This is a genomic window from Arthrobacter sp. Marseille-P9274 (assembly GCF_946892675.1).
GTDB lineage: Bacteria > Actinomycetota > Actinomycetes > Actinomycetales > Micrococcaceae > Crystallibacter.
This window is the reverse complement of record NZ_CAMPOV010000001.1, coordinates 1,350,819-1,368,274: the sequence shown is the minus strand read 5'-3', so window position 1 is coordinate 1,368,274 and position 17,456 is coordinate 1,350,819. Positions and strand designations below refer to the sequence as shown.

Annotated in this window: 14 protein-coding genes; 4 read left to right on the top strand and 10 right to left on the bottom strand. The window is 69.2% G+C overall.

Annotation, left to right across the window (positions count from 1 at the left end):
- Window positions 1–142: 142 nt before the first annotated feature.
- The 8 genes from whiA to OC550_RS06155 all read right to left on the bottom strand — a co-directional run bounded on the left by whiA (window position 143) and on the right by OC550_RS06155 (window position 10,015).
- Window positions 143–1,123 (bottom strand): DNA-binding protein WhiA, encoded by a 981-nt coding sequence (gene whiA / locus OC550_RS06190; RefSeq protein ID WP_262104399.1) that lies wholly within the window; start codon window positions 1,121–1,123, stop codon window positions 143–145.
- Window positions 1,124–1,138: 15 nt separating this feature from the next.
- The gene (gene yvcK / locus OC550_RS06185; RefSeq protein WP_262104398.1) at window positions 1,139–2,179 is read right to left on the bottom strand and encodes a gluconeogenesis factor YvcK family protein; all 1,041 of its coding nucleotides are present in this window, start codon (window positions 2,177–2,179) and stop codon (window positions 1,139–1,141) included.
- On the bottom strand, window positions 2,179–3,078 hold the full coding sequence (rapZ, locus tag OC550_RS06180) for an RNase adapter RapZ (RefSeq protein WP_262104397.1): 900 nt from the start codon (window positions 3,076–3,078) through the stop codon (window positions 2,179–2,181). Before rapZ ends, yvcK begins: the two co-directional genes overlap by 1 nt.
- Window positions 3,079–3,164: 86 nt before the next feature.
- Window positions 3,165–5,216, bottom strand: coding sequence for an excinuclease ABC subunit UvrC (gene uvrC / locus OC550_RS06175; RefSeq protein WP_262104396.1), 2,052 nt, complete (start codon window positions 5,214–5,216; stop codon window positions 3,165–3,167).
- Window positions 5,217–5,885 (bottom strand): 1-acyl-sn-glycerol-3-phosphate acyltransferase, encoded by a 669-nt coding sequence (locus tag OC550_RS06170; protein WP_262104395.1) that lies wholly within the window; start codon window positions 5,883–5,885, stop codon window positions 5,217–5,219.
- Window positions 5,872–6,615 carry an HAD hydrolase-like protein gene (locus tag OC550_RS06165; protein WP_262104394.1) on the bottom strand — a complete coding sequence of 248 codons (744 nt, stop codon included), beginning with the start codon at window positions 6,613–6,615 and terminating at the stop codon, window positions 5,872–5,874. Before OC550_RS06165 ends, OC550_RS06170 begins: the two co-directional genes overlap by 14 nt.
- 33 nt (window positions 6,616–6,648) lie before the next feature.
- Window positions 6,649–9,546: an excinuclease ABC subunit UvrA gene (gene uvrA / locus OC550_RS06160; protein ID WP_262104393.1), complete on the bottom strand. Its 2,898-nt coding sequence runs from the start codon at window positions 9,544–9,546 to the stop codon at window positions 6,649–6,651.
- A gap of 97 nt (window positions 9,547–9,643) precedes the next feature.
- Window positions 9,644–10,015 (bottom strand): GntR family transcriptional regulator, encoded by a 372-nt coding sequence (locus OC550_RS06155; RefSeq protein ID WP_262104392.1) that lies wholly within the window; start codon window positions 10,013–10,015, stop codon window positions 9,644–9,646.
- A 168-nt stretch (window positions 10,016–10,183) separates the two neighbouring features.
- On the opposite strand from OC550_RS06155, the gene OC550_RS06150 reads away from it, so the two are divergent.
- The gene (locus tag OC550_RS06150) at window positions 10,184–10,822 is read left to right on the top strand and encodes an MBL fold metallo-hydrolase (RefSeq protein WP_262104391.1); all 639 of its coding nucleotides are present in this window, start codon (window positions 10,184–10,186) and stop codon (window positions 10,820–10,822) included.
- A 32-nt stretch (window positions 10,823–10,854) separates the two neighbouring features.
- On the opposite strand, the gene OC550_RS06145 is transcribed toward OC550_RS06150, so the two are convergent.
- The gene (locus OC550_RS06145) at window positions 10,855–11,631 is read right to left on the bottom strand and encodes a trans-aconitate 2-methyltransferase (protein ID WP_262104390.1); all 777 of its coding nucleotides are present in this window, start codon (window positions 11,629–11,631) and stop codon (window positions 10,855–10,857) included.
- Window positions 11,632–11,714: 83 nt separating this feature from the next.
- On the opposite strand from OC550_RS06145, the gene OC550_RS06140 reads away from it, so the two are divergent.
- From OC550_RS06140 to OC550_RS06130, 3 genes are read left to right on the top strand one after another with little or no spacing between them, the layout of a single operon-like run.
- On the top strand, window positions 11,715–14,255 hold the full coding sequence (locus OC550_RS06140) for an RNA helicase (RefSeq protein WP_262104389.1): 2,541 nt from the start codon (window positions 11,715–11,717) through the stop codon (window positions 14,253–14,255).
- Between the two features lie 14 nt (window positions 14,256–14,269).
- The gene (locus OC550_RS06135; RefSeq protein WP_262104388.1) at window positions 14,270–14,767 is read left to right on the top strand and encodes a GNAT family N-acetyltransferase; all 498 of its coding nucleotides are present in this window, start codon (window positions 14,270–14,272) and stop codon (window positions 14,765–14,767) included.
- The gene (locus OC550_RS06130; RefSeq protein WP_262104387.1) at window positions 14,767–16,095 is read left to right on the top strand and encodes an alpha/beta hydrolase; all 1,329 of its coding nucleotides are present in this window, start codon (window positions 14,767–14,769) and stop codon (window positions 16,093–16,095) included. Before OC550_RS06135 ends, OC550_RS06130 begins: the two co-directional genes overlap by 1 nt.
- On the opposite strand, the gene OC550_RS06125 is transcribed toward OC550_RS06130, so the two are convergent.
- Complete coding sequence (locus tag OC550_RS06125; RefSeq protein WP_262104386.1) at window positions 16,092–17,420, bottom strand: MFS transporter; 1,329 nt, start codon at window positions 17,418–17,420, stop codon at window positions 16,092–16,094. The two genes, OC550_RS06130 and OC550_RS06125, sit on opposite strands and share 4 nt — an antisense overlap.
- Window positions 17,421–17,456: the final 36 nt, after the last annotated feature.

Below are 17,456 nucleotides of genomic sequence, written 5' to 3'. Positions count from 1 at the left end.
TCCTCCGTAACTTTGGCGGCCGCCGTCAGGCGGCCCTGATCGGATTGATCATCCGGCCGGGAGCACCGGCCGGAAACTTATCCTTGGCCCACGGGGCACAGTCCGGGCAACGGCCCGGACATCCCCATCCTATGCATAGCCCCTACTCGTCCAACATCTCCGCGGTCACATTCGCCTCCGTGCCGGGAATGCCCAGTTCGACGGCGCGCTTGTCCGCCATGGCCAGCAGGCGCCGGATGCGGCCGGCGATGGCGTCCTTGGTCATCGGCGGATCCGCCAGGCGGCCGAGTTCATCCAGGCTCGCCTGCTTGTGTGCCACCCGCAGGCCGCCGGCGTAGCGGAGGTGCTCCGGCACGTCCTCGCCGAGGATCTCCAGCGCGCGCTCGACGCGCGCCCCCGCGGCCACGGCAGCCTGGGCGGAGCGGCGCAGGTTCGCGTCGTCGAAGTTGGCCAGGCGGTTGGCGGTAGCCCGCACCTCCTTGCGCATCCGGCGTTCCTCCCACACCATCAGCGCGTCGTGGGCGCCCATCCGGGTCAGCAGGGCGGCGATCGTATCGCCGTCGCGGATCACCACGCGGTCTACGCCGCGCACTTCCCGCGCCTTGGCCGAGATCCCCAACCGACGGGCCGCCCCGACCAGTGCCAGCGCGGCCTCCGGGCCCGGGCAGGTGACTTCCAGCGCGGAGGACCGGCCCGGCTCGGTCAGCGAACCGTGCGCGAGGAAGGCACCGCGCCAGACGGCTTCGGCGTCGGCGGTGGAACCATTAACTACGACCGACGGAAGGCCGCGGACGGGCCGGCCGCGGGCATCGAGCAGGCCGGTCTGGCGCGCGAGGGACTCGCCGTCCTTGACCACCCGAACCACGTAGCGGTTGCCGCGGCGCAGACCCCCGCCGGAGACCACGATGATGTCGCTGCTGTGCCCGTAGACCTCGGCGATCGCCGTACGCAGGCGACGTGCTGTCGCGGCCAGGTCCACCTCGGCCTCGATCACGATCCGCCCGGAAATTATGTGCAGGCCTCCGGCGAAGCGAAGGGTCGCCGAGACCTCTGCCTTGCGTACTTGGGACTTCTTGATGTCCAGGCGGGAAAGTTCATCTTTGACCGCTGCAGTCAGCGCCATGCATCTTGTCCTTACTCATTCATGCTCCCCGGCAAAAATGTCGTGATAGGCCGTCGCAAGCCTCAGCGGATCATGGACCGCGCGCCTGCCGGGAGTTCCCACTCTACCGAACACCACGGAGGCGCCGAGACGGCCAGCGGCGGATTCGAACTCCGCGCGGTGGCCGACCGCGAACGGATCGGCAAGGACCGCATCGAACTTCATCCCGGGGGCATAGCGGTGCAGCGCGGCCAGATGGTCCGCGGCAGTCATGCCGGAAGTCTCCTTGGTGTCGGTGGCCAGGTTCATGGTCAGGATCCGGCGCGCCGGCGACGCGCAGAGGGCATCGCGCAGCTGCGGCAGCATCAGATGCGGCAGTACGGAGGTGTACCAAGACCCGGGGCCCAGGATGATCCAGTCCGCCAGCTCGATGGCGTTCAAGGCCTCCGCACAGGCCGGCGCGTCCCCGGGAATCAGCCGCACGTCGTTGACCCGGGCATTCCGTCCGGCCGCCGCCAGCTTGGACTGGCCGGAGATCGTGACGCTGCGCAGCCGGCCCTCCGGGTCTTCGGTCAGCACGTCGCCCTCGATGGTCAGCGGCACCGTCGCCATCGGCAGGACCTGGCCGCGGGCGCCGAGCAGCGCTCCTGCCCACTGCAGCCCGGCCACCGGGTCGCCGAGGAGCTCCCAGAGAGTGACGATGAGCAGGTTGCCGAGGGCATGGTTGTCCAGGCTGCCTTCCACATCGTCGAGCGACTTGAAGCGGTGCTGCATCACGTCGCGCCAGGTCTGGCCCCACTCCGTGTCGTCGCACAGCGAGGCCAGTGCCATCCGCAGGTCCCCCGGCGGGAGGACGCCCAACTCGCGGCGCAGGCGGCCGGAGGATCCGCCGTCGTCCGCCACCGTCACAATGGCGGTGAGCTCCGTGGTGAGCAGGCGCAGCGCGGCGAGCGAGGCTGAGAGGCCGTGGCCGCCGCCCAGGGCAACGACCGACGGCGGATTCGGGCCCCGCGAACCACCGGATCGGTCCGGCTGGGCCACCGGGATGCGCGGCAGCGGCCCTGTCAGCAATGCCACTATTCGCGCCCCAGGTCCCGGTGCTGGACCGCAACCTTGACGCGTGGAAGCTGTGCGAGCCGCTTGGCGAGCTCTTCGGCCACGGCCACCGAGCGGTGCTTGCCGCCGGTGCAGCCGACGGCGATGGTGGCGTAGTGCTTGTTCTCCTGCCGGTAGCCTTCGAGCACCGGTTCCAGGGCGTAGACGAACCGCTTGATGAACTCCTCCGCGCCGGACTCGACCAGCACGTAGTCGCTGACCTGCTTCTCCAGGCCGGTGTGCGGCCGCAACGCCGGGACCCAGTGCGGGTTGGGAATGAAGCGCGCGTCCGCCACGAAATTGGCGTCCACCGGCAGGCCGTACTTGAACCCGAAGCTCATCACGTTAAGGCGCAGCACGATCGGGCCGGAGTCCGAGAACAGCTCGGTAATGTTGGTGGCGAGCGTGTGGACGTTCATGTCCGTCGTGTCGACGACCAGGTCCGCGGCATCCTTCAACCCGGCCAGTAGTTCCCGCTCCGCCGTGATGCCGTCCGAGATCCGGCCGTCGCCCTGCAGCGGGTGGGGCCGCCGGCCCTGTTCGAAGCGCCGCACCAGGACGTTGTCCGCGGCGTCGAGGAAGAGGACCCGGAAGTTGATCGCGCTGGCCCGCAGGCCGTTGAGGGCCTCTTTGATGTCGCGGTGCAGGTTCTTGCTCCGCACGTCGACGACGACGGCGAGCCGGGTCAGCGAGTCCGGCATCCGCGAGACCAGCTCGGCGAGCGTACCGAGCATCTGCGGCGGCAGGTTGTCCACCACGTACCAGCCGTGGTCTTCCAGCGCATGCGCCGCCGTGGTGCGGCCGGCCCCGGACATGCCCGTGACCACCAGCAGTTCGGATTCTTCCGGTTTCACCGGCGTGAGATCCTCTTCCTCCGACATTAAGCCCGTCCTGTTCCTTGTTTCCCGTCGCGCGGTAAGCCGCCAAGAAGGCGGCCCGTCATCGCGGCGGACGTTTCTAAGCCTAACTAAGAATCAACGATCTCGCCGGTCGCCATGTTGAGGACCGGAGCCGGCGGCTCCGCGGCACCGTCCGGGGCCAGATGGCGCTTGATGGAGGCCGCCAGCGCGGGTCCGACGCCGGGAACCTGCAGCAGGTCTTCCACCCCGGCCGCCTTGAGCTTGCGGGCGGAGCCGAAGTGCTTCAGCAGTGCCTTGCGCTTGGCCGGGCCGAGGCCGGGCACACCGTCCAGGATGGATTCGGTCATCGACTTGCCGCGCTTCTGGCGGTGGTAGCTGATGGCGAAACGGTGGGCTTCGTCGCGGATGCGCTGGAGCAGGTAGAGGCCGTGGGAGGCGCGGGGCAGGATCACCGGGAAGTCGTCGTCGGGCAGCCACACCTCCTCGAGCCGCTTGGCGAGGCCGACGACGAAGACATCGGTGATGCCCAGGTCGGCCAGGGCGCGGGACGCCGCGGCGACCTGGGGCGGGCCGCCGTCGACCACGACCAGGTTGGGCGGGTAGGCGAACTTGGTCCGGGGCGCCTCCGTGGTCGTGTCGGCGAGCGGCTCGGCGGGCCCTGCGGTGTCCGGATTTTCGGCGCCGGCCGATTGCGCCGTCTCGGCAGGCGCCGCAGGCTCTGCCGTATCGGGCTCGGGCCCGCCAGCCGGCTGCGCGGTCTTGTCGGCGAGGTAGTGCCGGAAGCGGCGGCTGATCACGTCGTACATGGCGGACGTGTCGTCGCGTGCCGCCTCGCCGGTAATGGAGAAGCGGCGGTAGTCCGCCTTCTTGGGCAGGCCGTCCTCGACCACCACCATGGACGCGACCACGTTGGTGCCCTGGACGTGCGAGATGTCGTAGCACTCGATCCGCAGCAGCGCGACGGGGAGGTCGAGCGCCTCCTGCAGCTCCTGCAGGGCGGCGGAGCGGGTGGTGATGTCGCCGGCCCGGCGGCTCTTGTGCAGCGCGAGGGCCTGCTCGGCGTTCTGCCGCACGGTGTCGAGGAGGGCCGCCTTGTCGCCGCGCCTCGGGACGCGCAGTTCAACCTTGCGCCCGCGGAGGCCGCGCAGCCACTGCTCCAGTTCCTCCCGGTTTTCGGGTTCCACCGGGACCAGGACCTGCGGCGGAATGCGGTCCGGGTCCTCGCCGTCGCCATAGACCTGCTGGAGGAGGTGCTCGGCCAGGTCCGCGCGTGTGGCATCCTCGACCTTCTCCACGACCCAGCCGCGCTGGCCGCGGATGCGGCCGCCGCGGACGTGGAAGACCTGGACCGCCGCCTCGAGCTCGTCTTCGACCAGCGCGAAGATGTCCGCGTCGGTGTCCTCGCTCAGCACCACGGCGTTGCGCTCGAAGACCCGCTTCAGGGCGGCGATGTCGTCCCGGTACCGGGCGGCTGCCTCATAATCCAGCTCCGCGACGGCCGCCGCCATCTTCTTGTCCAGTGCCCTGATGAAGCGGTCGGCCTCCCCGCCCATGAACGCGCAGAACTCGCCCGCCAGCGCCTTGTGGTCCTCCGGCGAAATCCGGCCGACGCACGGTGCCGAGCACTTGTCGATGTAGCCGAGCAGGCACGGCCGCCCCGTCCGCTGGGCGCGGTTGAAGACGCCGACGCTGCAGGTCCGGACCGGAAAGACGCGGAGCAGCGTGTCCACCGTTTCGCGGATGGCCTTCGCCGGATAGAACGGGCCGAAGTACTTCGTGCCCTTGCGCTTGTCGCCGCGCATCACTTGGACCCGCGGGAACTTCTCGGACATCGTGACGGCCAGGTAGGGGTAGGACTTGTCGTCCCGGAACATGATGTTGAAGCGCGGCGCATACTCCTTGATCCAGGTGTACTCCAGCTGGATGGCCTCGAGCTCGCTGCCGACCACCGTCCACTCGACGGAGGCCGCCGTGTGGACCATCGCCCTGGTGCGCGGCATCAGCGAATCGGGGTTGGCGAAATAGCTATTGAGCCGGGAGCGCAGGTTCTTGGCCTTGCCCACGTAGATGACGCGCTTGTGCTCATCCCGGAACCGGTAGACCCCGGGATTGGTAGGGATTTCCCCCGGCCGCGGCCGGTAGGAGGAGGGCAGCGCCATCTAGTCGGCCTGCCTCGACTGGTTGTAGGTGCCCGCCCGCTGCTGTCCGGTCAGGTCCGCGATCGCATCCATGATTTTGTCAGTGGCCGCCCGGCGGGCTGGCAGCGAATGGTCCGGCCCGGTCTTGTCGAAGTACAGCGGTGCTCCGACCTTCAAGGTGAAATGCTGGGGCTTGATCATGTTCCTGTCTGCCGGCTGGAGCCGCTCCGTGCCGATCAGTCCGACAGGCACGACAGGCGCACCGGTGGTCAGTGCGAGCCAGCCCACTCCCGTCCTTCCACGGTACAACAATCCGTCGCGGGAACGCGTGCCCTCCGGGTAGATCCCGAAGGCCTCCCCCCGTTCGAGGATTTCGAGCGCCGTCTGCAGCGCGGCCACACCCGCGGCCTGTTCGCCCCGCTCCACCGGGATGGAGCCCACGCTGTTGAAGAACCACCGCATGACCGCCCCCTTCGGACCGCGGGAGGTGAAGTACTCGGACTTCGCGAAGAACGCCACCTTGCGCGGCATCAGCGCCTGCACGATGACGCTGTCCAGGAAGGACAGGTGGTTCGGCGCGACGATGACGGGCCCGCTGCGCGGAAAGTGTTCGAGGCCTTCGACGGTCGGCCGGCAGGAGGCGCGGATGCCTGTCCGGAAGACAAAGCGCGTGCCTTCAAAGAGTTCCATGTCCGGCGTTTTCCTCCGCTGTGTCCATGCTGCCGTTGTCCTTGCCGTCTTGGCCGCCCGGCGCCTGCAGACGTGCCCGCAGCTCGGCGACCGACGCTGCCACCGTCGTTGCCCCGGCGGCGGCGAGTTCGCCGTTGGCGGCGAATCCCCAGCCCACCCCGACCGCCTCGATTCCGTGGTGGACCGCCGCCTCGATATCGTAGTGCCGGTCCCCGATCATCACCGCGCGGCCGAAGCGTCCGGCATACTGCTGCAGTGCCTCCGCCAGGATCGGGATCTTCCCGGAGTCCTGCCCGCCGGCGCCTTCCACGTCGTCGAGCGCGGCGCCGTGGATGCTGCCGAAGTACCCGGCCAGTCCCTGCACCTTGAGGAGTTCGACGGCGATCGGGGTGGGCTTCTGCGTCACCACCGCCAACAGGGTCCCCCGGGCCTTGAGGTCTTCGAGCAGCGGCACGACTCCCGGATACACGTGGCTGGCCGACATCCCCGCCGCCCGGTAGTCCGCGCGGTAAAGCCTGATGACTTCGGCGACCTCGGCCTCGGGCACCTTGGCCAGGAACCGCAGCGACTCCCCCAGCGGCGGCCCGACCATGGCGTCCAGGACGTGCTGGTCCGGAACGGGCAGCCCCCGGGCCTGCAGCGCCCGGCTGATGCCGCCGGTGATGGCTCCGGCCGGGTCCACGAGGGTCCCGTCCAGATCAAACAGAACCAAGTCCGGCAAAGAAGTCACCTAGGCATTTTTCCATACCCCGGAGGGGCTTCGTTACTGCAGGATCTCGGCCAGGAACCGGCCCGTGTGGCTGCCCTCCGCCCCGGCGATCTGCTCGGGCGTGCCGGTGGCGATGATCTGGCCGCCGCCGGAGCCGCCGTCCGGCCCGAGGTCCAGGACCCAGTCGGCGCTCTTGATCACGTCCAGGTTGTGCTCGATTGTGATCACGGTATTGCCCTTCTCCACCAGGGACTGCAGGACGCCCAGCAGCTTGCGGATGTCCTCGAAGTGCAGACCGGTCGTCGGTTCGTCCAGCACGTAGATGCTGCGCCCGTTGCTGCGCTTCTGTAGTTCGCTGGCAAGCTTCACGCGCTGCGCCTCGCCGCCGGAGAGCGTCGTCGCCGGCTGGCCGAGGCGCACGTAGCCGAGGCCGACGTCCACCAGGGTGTTCAGGTGCCGGGCGATCGGGGTGAAGGCGGCAAAGAACCCGGCGGCCTCCTCGATCGGCATGTCCAGCACGTCCGCGATGGACTTGCCCTTGTAATGGACCTCGAGGGTCTCCCGGTTGTAGCGGGCACCGTGGCAGACCTCGCAGGGCACATAGACGTCCGGCAGGAAGTTCATTTCGATCTTCAGCGTTCCGTCGCCCGCACACGCCTCGCAGCGGCCGCCCTTCGTGTTGAACGAGAACCGGCCGGGCTGGTAGCCGCGGACCTTGGATTCGTTGGTCTCGGCGAAGAGCTTGCGGATGTGGTCGAAGACGCCGGTGTAGGTCGCCGGGTTGGACCGCGGGGTGCGGCCGATCGGGCTCTGGTCCACGTGGATGACCTTGTCCAGGTGCTCCAGGCCTTCGACCCTGGTGTGGCGCCCGGCTACCTGCTTGGCGTTGTTCAGCTTGTTCGCCAGCACCTTGTACAGGATGTCGTTGACCAGGGTCGATTTTCCGGAACCGCTGACGCCGGTGACCGCCGTCAGCACTCCCAGCGGGAACTGCGCGTCAATGCCGCGCAGGTTGTTCTCCCGGGCGCCGACGACCTTGAGCTGGCGCTTCCGGTCGATTTTGCGGCGCTTGCCCGGAACCTCGATGCGCCTACGGCCGGCCAGGTAGTCGCCCGTGATGGACTGCTCGTTGTCCAGCAGCTCCTTGAGCGAACCCGAGTGCACCACTTCGCCGCCGTGCTCGCCGGCGCCGGGACCGACGTCGACGATCCAGTCCGCCTCGTGGATAGTGTCCTCGTCGTGCTCGACGACGATCAGCGTATTGCCGAGGTCCCGCAGCCGGGTCAGGGTCTCAATCAGCCGGCGGTTGTCGCGCTGGTGGAGGCCAATGGACGGCTCGTCCAGGACGTAGAGCACGCCGACCAGGCCCGAGCCGATCTGCGTTGCCAGCCGGATGCGCTGCGCCTCGCCGCCGGACAGGGTGGCGGCCGGGCGCTCCAGGTTCAGGTACTCGAGGCCGACGTCCAGCAGGAACTGCAGCCGGGCCCGGATCTCGATCAGCACCTGGTGGCCGATCTGCGCCTCCCGGTCCGTCAGCTCCAGCGAATCCAGGAAGGACAGGCACTCGCGCAGCGGGAGCGCCGACACCTCGGCGATCGACCTGCCGCCGATCAGCACGGACAGCGAGGCCGGATTAAGCCGCGCACCCTTGCATTCCGGGCAGGGGATGTCCCGCATGTACTGCTCGTAGCGGTCCCGCGCGTTGTCCGACTCGGTTTCCAGGTGCTTGCGGTGGATGTACTGCACGGCGCCTTCGAAGCCGGTGCTGTACTTGCGTTCCCGGCCGAAGCGGTTCCGGTACTGGACCACGACCTTGTAGTCCTTGCCGTGCAGCACTGCCTTGCGGACATCCTTGGACAGCTTGCGGAACGGGTCGTCCATGCTGAAGCCGAGCTCGTGCGAGAGCCCCTCGAGGAGGCGGTTCCAGTACTCGCTGGTCGCCTTGCCCAGCGACCACGGCGCGATGGCGCCTTCGGCCAGGCTCAGGTCCGGATCCGGCACCACCAGTTCCTCGTCCACCTCGAGCCGGCTGCCGATGCCGGTGCAGACCGGGCAGGCGCCGAACGGGTTGTTGAACGAGAACGAACGCGGTTCGATTTCGTCGATGGCCAGGGGGTGTTCGTTGGGGCAGGCCAGTTTCTCGGAAAACGACCGGGTCCGCTGGGGATCCTCGGCGTCCAGGTCGACGAAATCCACCAGCACGCGGCCTTCCGCCAGGCCGAGGGCGGTTTCGATGGAGTCGGTCAGGCGCTGGTGGATCCCTTCCTTCACGACCAGGCGGTCCACCACCACCTCAATGGTGTGCTTGAACTGCTTGCCCAGCTTGGGCGGGTCCGACAACTGGATGAGGTCGCCGTCGACCCTGGCCCGCGAGTAGCCCTTGGCGGAGAGCTCCTTGAACAGGTCGACGAACTCCCCCTTGCGTCCCCGGACCACCGGGGCGAGGACCTGGAACCGGGTACCGTCCTCGAGCTCCTGCAACTGGTCCACGATCTGCTGCGGCGTCTGCCGGGCGACCGGCTCGTGGCACACCGGGCAGTACGGCCGGCCCACGCGGGCCCAGAGCAGGCGGAGGTAGTCGTAGATCTCGGTGATGGTTCCGACGGTGGAGCGGGGGTTGCGGCTGGTGGATTTCTGGTCGATGGACACCGCGGGCGAGAGGCCCTCGATGAAGTCCACGTCAGGCTTGTCCACCTGGCCCAGGAACATGCGTGCGTATGAGGAGAGCGACTCGACATAGCGGCGCTGGCCTTCGGCGAAGATGGTATCGAACGCCAGCGAGGACTTCCCGGAGCCCGAAAGGCCGGTGAAGACGATCATCGCGTCGCGGGGCAGGTCAAGGTCCACATTGCGCAGGTTGTGCTCGCGCGCCCCCTTGACGATCAGTCTGGAAAGGTCCCCGCCCGTGGGTCGCGCGAGGCCGGATTCAGTTGATTCAGTCGCTTTTAGCACAGCTTCCACTCTAATCGAAAATGCGTTCGAAAACGTAACCAGAGGCTCCGGCGGCCCGGAGCTGCGGACAGGACCGGTCCGCTTTGATCCGTCCGGTTCAGCCGTCCAGGGCGGCCTTCACCGCGGCCAGGGCGGTTCTGGTTTCCACGCCCTGGGACTTGGCGACGGCGGCGAAGCGGGCCGCGGCCTCGGCCAGCAGCCGGGCGGTCTGGTCGCCCGCGGCGCTGACTACGGTCCCCGCCCGCCCGGCGGTCTTGACCCGGCCGGCGGTCTCGAGTTCCCGGTAGGCGCGCGCCACCGTGTGCGGCACGATGCCCAGATGGTCCGCCAGCCGTCGCACCGGCGGCAGCTTGGTGCCCACCGCGAGTTCGCCGTCGTCCGCCGCCTCGATGATGCGCAGGCGCAGTTGTTCGTAGAGCGCAACGGAGCTTTCCTTGTCGAGCCGCCAGTCGAATTGGTCGGCATCCATCCGCTGTCCACCCTTCCGCGCGCCCGATACAGAACCCATCGAATCTACGCCGGGGCCGCGCCGCCGGGCAAGGCGTTTCACTCTCGGCGCACGCTGTGATTCCGCACGCACCCGCTACTTCCAAGGCACCGGGAGGCGGCGGCCGGCGCACGTGCCTAGACTGGGCCCATGTGGGATCTTAGGGACATCACCATCCGTTCAGCGTCCGTCAGCGAGATGGACAACAACGTCTACCTGCTCACGTCCAAGCGGACCGGCGCCCAGGTGCTCATCGACGCCGCCGACGACCTGCCCGCCATCCGCCGGCTGCTCGCTGACGGCGCGGCGGACACCGCCGCGGAGGCAAAGGTCGGGCTCGTCGTGACGACGCACAGCCACTGGGACCATGTCCGCGCCCTCGCGGAAACCGTCGAGGCCACGGGCGCCCGCAGCGCCGCCGGCGCCGAGGACGTCCCTGACATCGAAGTGCCCACCGATCTGGCCCTCAACCACGGCGACCCCGTCGAGGTCGACGGCATCACGCTCGAGGCCATCAAGCTGCGCGGCCACACGCCCGGCTCGGTCGCCCTGCTGTACCGCGACCCGGACGGCCCCGCGCACCTCTTCAGCGGCGATTCCCTGTTCCCCGGCGGTATCGGGAACACGCAGAAGGATCCCGCCCGGTTCGCGTCGCTGATGAACGACGTCGAGGGGCGCGTTTTCGGGTATCTCCCGGACGACACGGTGGTGCATCCGGGGCACGGCAAGGGCACCACGCTCGGCGCGGAGCGCCCGCACCTGCCCGAGTGGCGCGAGCGCGGCTGGTAGCCCGGCCCCAGTAGCCGCGGGAAGCGGTCCGCTCAGCGCCTGCGCGCCACGCAGAAGATCCGCCGGAAGGGATAGACCGTCCCGTGGGCTCCCGGCGGATAGGCGGCCCGCAGTGCAGCCGCGTACTCGGCCTCGAACTCGGCCGCCTCCCGCGGTGCCAGAGCCGCGAGGACAGGGCGCAGGCCCGTGCCGCGGACCCAGTCCAGCACCGGGTCCTCCCCCTGCAATAGGTGCAGGTACGTGGTTTCCCAGGCATCGCCGTCGTACCCGGCATCCTGCAGAAGCCCCAGATAGTCCGCCGGCTCCCCCACCGCATCCTCGTGGCGCAGCACGCCGTCCAGCCGCTTCTTCCAGCGTTCGGACGCCGCGAGTTCCCGCATGAGCACATGCGACGGCGCGCCGAAGTTCCCCGGGACCTGGAAGCCGATCCAGGCGCCCGGTTCCATCCGCTGCGCCCATTGCCGCAGCAGAGTCCGGTGCTGCGGCACCCATTGGAAGGAGGCGTTGGACACCAGCACATCCAGGCCGGCCGGCGGCGCCCAATCGCCGATGTCTCCGACGCGGAAGCCGAGGTTGGGCAGGACGCTGCGGGCCTGGGCGGTCCGGACCATCTCCGCGGAGGTATCCACGCCGCCCACCTCGGCGGCGGGCCAGCGCCGGGCCAGCGAGGCGGTCAGCTCGCCGCTGCCGCAGCCAAGGTCCACGACCAGCCGCGGGTCCGGATGGAGGATCCTGGCCGTCAGGTCGAAGAACGGGCGGCTCCGCTCATCCGTATACTCCGCATACTTGGCCGGATCCCAGGTGAACACGACGAGCTCCTCGGTCTGTTGGGGCCTGCTGGGGTGTGCAAGGCCAGCGTAGTATGGCCGAAGGCCGATAGGCTGGTAAGGCGATGAACCTACTTGACCAGCTGAGCGCAGCCGATACTTCCACCCCGGACGACATCTATACCGCCTTCGTGGAGTGGACGGAGCGCCGCGGGATGTCGCTCTATCCGGCGCAGGACGAGGCCGTCATGGAGCTGGTGACGGGCAACAACGTCATCCTGGCCACGCCTACGGGCTCGGGCAAGTCGATGGTGGCCGTGGCGGCGCATTTCCATGCCATGGCCGGCGGGGCGCGCAGCTACTACACGGCCCCGATCAAGGCGCTGGTCTCGGAGAAGTTCTTCGCGCTGTGCGACGTCTTCGGGCCGGACAACGTCGGCATGGTCACGGGCGACTCCTCGGTCAACCCGGACGCCCCGGTCATCTGCTGCACGGCCGAGATCCTGGCCAACATCGCCCTGCGCGAAGGCGCCGCGGCAGACCTGGGCACCGTGATCATGGACGAGTTCCACTTCTACTCGGACCCGCAGCGCGGCTGGGCCTGGCAGGTGCCGCTGCTCGAGCTGCCGCAGGCCCAGTTCCTGCTGATGTCAGCGACCCTGGGCGACGTGGCGCGCTTCGAACTCGGGCTGACGGAGCTCACCGGCCGGCCCACCACCACGGTCAGCTCGGCGGAACGGCCGATCCCGCTGCACTACTACTACGTGCAGACGCCGGTGCAGGAGTCCCTCGAGGAGCTGCTCAGCACCCGCCAAGTGCCGGTCTACGTGGTCCACTTCAGCCAGCTCGAGGCCATCGAGCGGGCGCAGAACCTGATGAGCATCAACGTCTGCACGCGCGAAGAGAAGGACCGGATCGCGGAGCTGATCGGCGCCTTCCGCTTCGCGCCCGGCTTCGGCAAGACGCTCAACCGGCTGATCCGGCACGGCATCGGGGTGCACCACGCGGGCATGCTGCCCAAGTACCGGCGCCTCGTGGAGCAGCTGGCGCAGGCCGGCCTGCTGAAGGTCATCTGCGGCACCGACACCCTGGGCGTGGGCATCAATGTCCCGATCCGCACGGTCCTCATGACGGCCCTGAGCAAGTACGACGGCGTCCGCACCAGGCTGCTCAACGCGCGGGAATTCCACCAGATCGCCGGCCGCGCGGGCCGCGCCGGCTACGACACGGCGGGCACCGTCGTCGTCCAGGCCCCGGAACACGTCGTGGAGAACGCCAAGGCGATGGCGAAGGCGGTGGCCAAGTTCGGCGACGACCAGAAGAAGCTGCGCCAGGTGGTGAAAAAGAAGCCGCCGACCGGGTTCGTCACCTGGGGCGAGGCCACCTACAACAAGCTGGTGGAGAGCGATCCTGAACCGCTGTCCTCGAGTTTCACGGTCACGCATGCCATGCTGCTGAACCTGCTCGAGCGGCCCGGGGACCCGTTCGCCGCCGCGAAGCGGCTGCTGACCGAGAACCACGAGAGCCGCGCCACCCAGCTCAAACTGATCAAGCGGGCCCTCGGCATCTACCGGGAACTCGTCGCCTCCGGCCTGGTGGAACGCCTGGACGAGTCCGATGCCTCCGGCCGCCGGGTCCGCCTCAAGGTCCACCTGCAGCCGAACTTCGCCCTCAACCAGCCGCTGTCCCCCTTCGCGGTGGCGAGCCTGGAGCTGCTGGACCCCGAAAGCGGCGCCTACGCCCTGGACGTCGTGTCCGCCATCGAGGCCATCCTCGAGCAGCCGCGGCAGGTCCTCTCCGCACAGGAGAAGAAGGCCCGGGGAGAGGCCGTGGCGGCGATGAAGGCCGACGGCATCGAGTACGAGCAGCGGATGGCACTGCTGGACGAGGTCACCTATCCCCAGCCGCTGGGCGAGCTGCTCCAGCAGTCCTTCGACGTCTACCGCAAGGGCGCGCCCTGGCTGGGCGACTTCGAGCTGGCGCCCAAGTCCGTGATCCGGGACATGTACGAGCGCGCGATGAACTTCAGCGAGTACGTCCAGTTCTACGGCCTCGCGCGCTCCGAGGGCATCCTGCTGCGCTACCTCACCGACGGCTACAAGGCCCTCCGGCAGACCGTCCCGACGGAAGCGCTGCGCGAAGACCTCGAGGACATCATCGCCTGGCTCGGCGAGCTGGTCCGGCAGGTGGACTCCAGCCTGCTGGACGAGTGGGAGGAACTCGCCGCCGGCATTTCCGCCGCCGACCTCGCGGCGGAGCACGCGCACGAATCCGTCCTCACGGAGGCCCCGCCCAAACTCACCGACAACGTACGGGCCTTCCGCGTCATGGTCCGCAACGAGCTGTTCCGCCGCGTCGAGCTGTTCGAGGCCGAAAACGAAGCGGCCCTCGGCGAGCTGGACGCGGACGCCGGCTGGGATGCGGACCGCTGGGCGGATGCCATGGACGCGTATTTCGACGCCCACGACGACCTGGGCGTCGGGCCGGACGCGCGCGGCCCGCAGTACCTGGCCATCGAAACGGGACCGACCGAGTGGAAGGTCCGGCAGACCTTCGATGACCCGGCCGGAGACCATGACTGGGGCATCAGCGCCGTCGTCGACCTCGCCGCCTCGGACGAACTTGGGTCCGCCGTGGTGCGGATTACCGCCGTCGGCCAGCTGTGAATAGGATGCCAATCATGAGCCAGATCCGTCCCGCAGTAGAAGCAGATGTCCCCGTCATCCTGGAGCTGATCCACGAGCTTGCCGTGTATGAGAAGGAGCCGGACGCCGTCAAGACCACCGCAGCGCAGCTCCACGACGCCTTGTTCGGCGCCAGCCCCGCCGTCTTCGCCCACGTGGCCGAGGACGACGGCGGCATCCAGGGTTTCGCCCTCTGGTTCCGCAACTTTTCCACCTGGGAAGGTGTGCACGGCCTCTACCTGGAGGATCTCTATGTGCGGCCGGAGGCGCGCGGGACGGGTTATGGCAAGGCGCTGCTGCAGACTCTGGCGCGCCACGCCGTCGACAGCGGCTACGCCCGGGTGGAATGGGCCGTGCTGAACTGGAACGAACCCTCCATCGGGTTCTACCGCAGCCTGGGTGCCAGGCCGCAGGACGAATGGTCGACCTTCCGCCTCACGGGGCAGGCGCTGCAGGACTTCGGCGCGGCCAGCCCGGCCCGGGTGCGGGCCTAATGCACGACGGCGCCGGGCACCGCATCGCGGCGGAGCACCGGATGCGCGGGGTGCGGACCGTGGAGCACTTCTTCACCGTGCCGCTCGTCCACGCCGAGCCGTCCCGCGGCAGCATCGAGGTGTTCGCGCGCGAATACACCTCGCCGGAGCACGACTCCGTCCGGGAACTGCCGTGGCTGCTGTTCCTGCAGGGCGGTCCCGGGGGCCGCGGCAACCGCGTGACCTCGCTGAGCGGCTGGATGAAGGAGGCGGCCCGCCACTTCCGGATCCTGATGCTGGACCAGCGCGGCACCGGGCTCTCCTCCCCGCTAAGCCGCCAGACCCTGCCGGCCCGCGGCGACGCCGCCGCGCAGGCGGAGTACCTCACGCACTTCCGGGCCGACTCCATCGTGGCGGACGCCGAGCTGATCCGGCAGGCGCTGGGCAGCGGACCGTGGACGGTGTTCGGCCAGAGCTACGGCGGCTTCTGCACGCTCAGCTACCTGTCCTTCGCGCCCGAGGGAATCCGCGAGGCGCTGATCACTGGCGGACTCGCCCCGCTGGCCGGCCACCCGGACCGCGTCTACAAGGCCACGTTCCAGCGGGTCGAGGCGCGCAACGCGGAGTACTTCGACCGTTATCCGCAGGACCGCGCCATCGTAAACCGCGTTGCCCGGCATCTGGCTGAAGTGCCGGAACGACTGCCGACCGGCGAACGCCTCAGCGTCCGGCGCTTCCAGATGGTCGGCTCGTTCCTCGGCGGCAACTCCCGCTTCGACGCACTGCACTACCTCCTCGAGGACGCCTTCGTCGCCACGCCGGAGGGTGCGCGGCTGTCCGACGCCTTCCTGGAGCAACTGGGCCAGCTGGTCGGCCGGGCCGCCAATCCGCTCTACGCGCTGCTGCACGAATCCATCTACGCCCAGCACGAGGCCACCGACTGGTCCGCCTGGCGGGTGCTGGAGAGCTACCCGCAGTTTCTGCCGGAGGCGGAGGACCTGCTGCTGACCGGTGAGATGGTCTATCCCTGGTACTTCGAGGAGGACCCGGCCCTGGTGCCGCTCCGCGCCACCGCCGAGTTGCTGGCCGCCAAGCCGGATTGGCCCGCGCTCTACGACCTGGACCGGCTCGCGGCGAACCGCGTTCCGGCGGCCGCCGCCGTCTACCGCGACGACATCTATGTGGACCGGGACCTGTCGCTCGAGACGGCGGCCCGGGTCGCCAACCTGCGGGTCTGGGAGACCGCGGACTTCCACCATGACGGGATTTCCGACGACGGCGAGGGCATCTTCCGCAGGCTCCTCGCCATGGTGCGCAACGGCTCGGGGACGTCCCGGCAGACGGCCTAGCGTCCCCGCGACGGCGCGGTCTCGCGGCGGCCGGCCAACGCGATGCCCAGCACGGCGGCGGCGACCACGGCCGCCGCCGCGTTCAGCCCCGCGAATCCGGCGATCGCCAGCAGCACCCCGGAGAGCGCGGCACCGGCAGCCCCGGCGGCTCCCATGCAGGCATCCGAGACGCCCTGGACCAGGACCCGGTCCACCTCGGACACGGACTCGCTGAGCAGGGTGGAGCCCGCGATCGTGGACGCCGACCAGCCCAGCCCCAGGGTGACGAGCCCAGCCGCGACGAGGGCCTGGTTGCCGTGCCCCAGCCCGGCCAGGGCCGCTGCGGTAAGCAGCAGCACCTGGCCGGCGACAATCATGGCCGGGCGCCCGATCCGGTCGGTGAGCATCCCGAACACCGGCGAGAGCGCGTACATGCCGGCGATGTGCAGCGAGATCGTGAAGCCGATGATGGCCAGCGTGTCCGCGCTCGAATGGTCTTGGCCGGAGGCCTGGTCCATCAGCTGGAGGTGAACCGGCGTCATGGACATGACCGCGACCATCACCAGGTGGGCGCCGGCCACGGTGACCAGCCCAACGAGGGCGGCCGGGGACTGGCGCACCGCCGCCAATCCGGCCCGCAGCGACCCGCGCCGCCGGGCGGGCAACGTCGTCCTCTCCCCGGCCGCCTCTCCCTGGAGCCGCCGGGCGTGCAGGAGCGGATCCGGCCGCAGCCCCGCAACGAGCAGGACGATCGCAATGACCAGGCCGGCCATGGAAATCAGGAACGGCCCCGAGATCTCCGGCAGCCCCAGGGCCATGCCGAGCTGCGCGCCGGGCCGGATCAGGTTCGGGCCCGCCACCGCCCCGATCGTGATCGACCAGACCACGAAGGACAGGTCGCGGCCCCGGTGCTCGGGCCGGGCCAGGTCGACCGCGGCAAAGCGAGCCTGGAGGTTGGCCGCGGTTCCCGCCCCGATGAGGGCCGAACCGGCCAGCACGAGCGGGAAGGACTCCGCGACCGGGGCGAGCACCATCAGCCCGGTGCCTGCCAGCGCGAGGACCAGTCCCGTGGCCAAGGCGAAGCGCCTGCCCCGGGATGCGGCGACCGAGGCCAGCGCCAGCGCCATCAGCGCGCCCGCGAGCGAGATCGCCATCGTCGATGTTCCCGCGAGCTCCTGCCGCCCGGACAGCTGTACGGCCATCAGCGAGCCCACGGCCAGCGCCGCCCCGTTTCCGACGCCGCTGAACAGCTGGGCCAGGGCCAGGGTTAAAACCGTGCGGCGCTGAATGCGGGGCAGGTCGTCCTGCCCGGCATTCAGCGCCGCGTCGCTTTCCGGGGAATCCACAGTGCGAGCTTAGCCTCGCGCGGGCTCCCGTCGAAG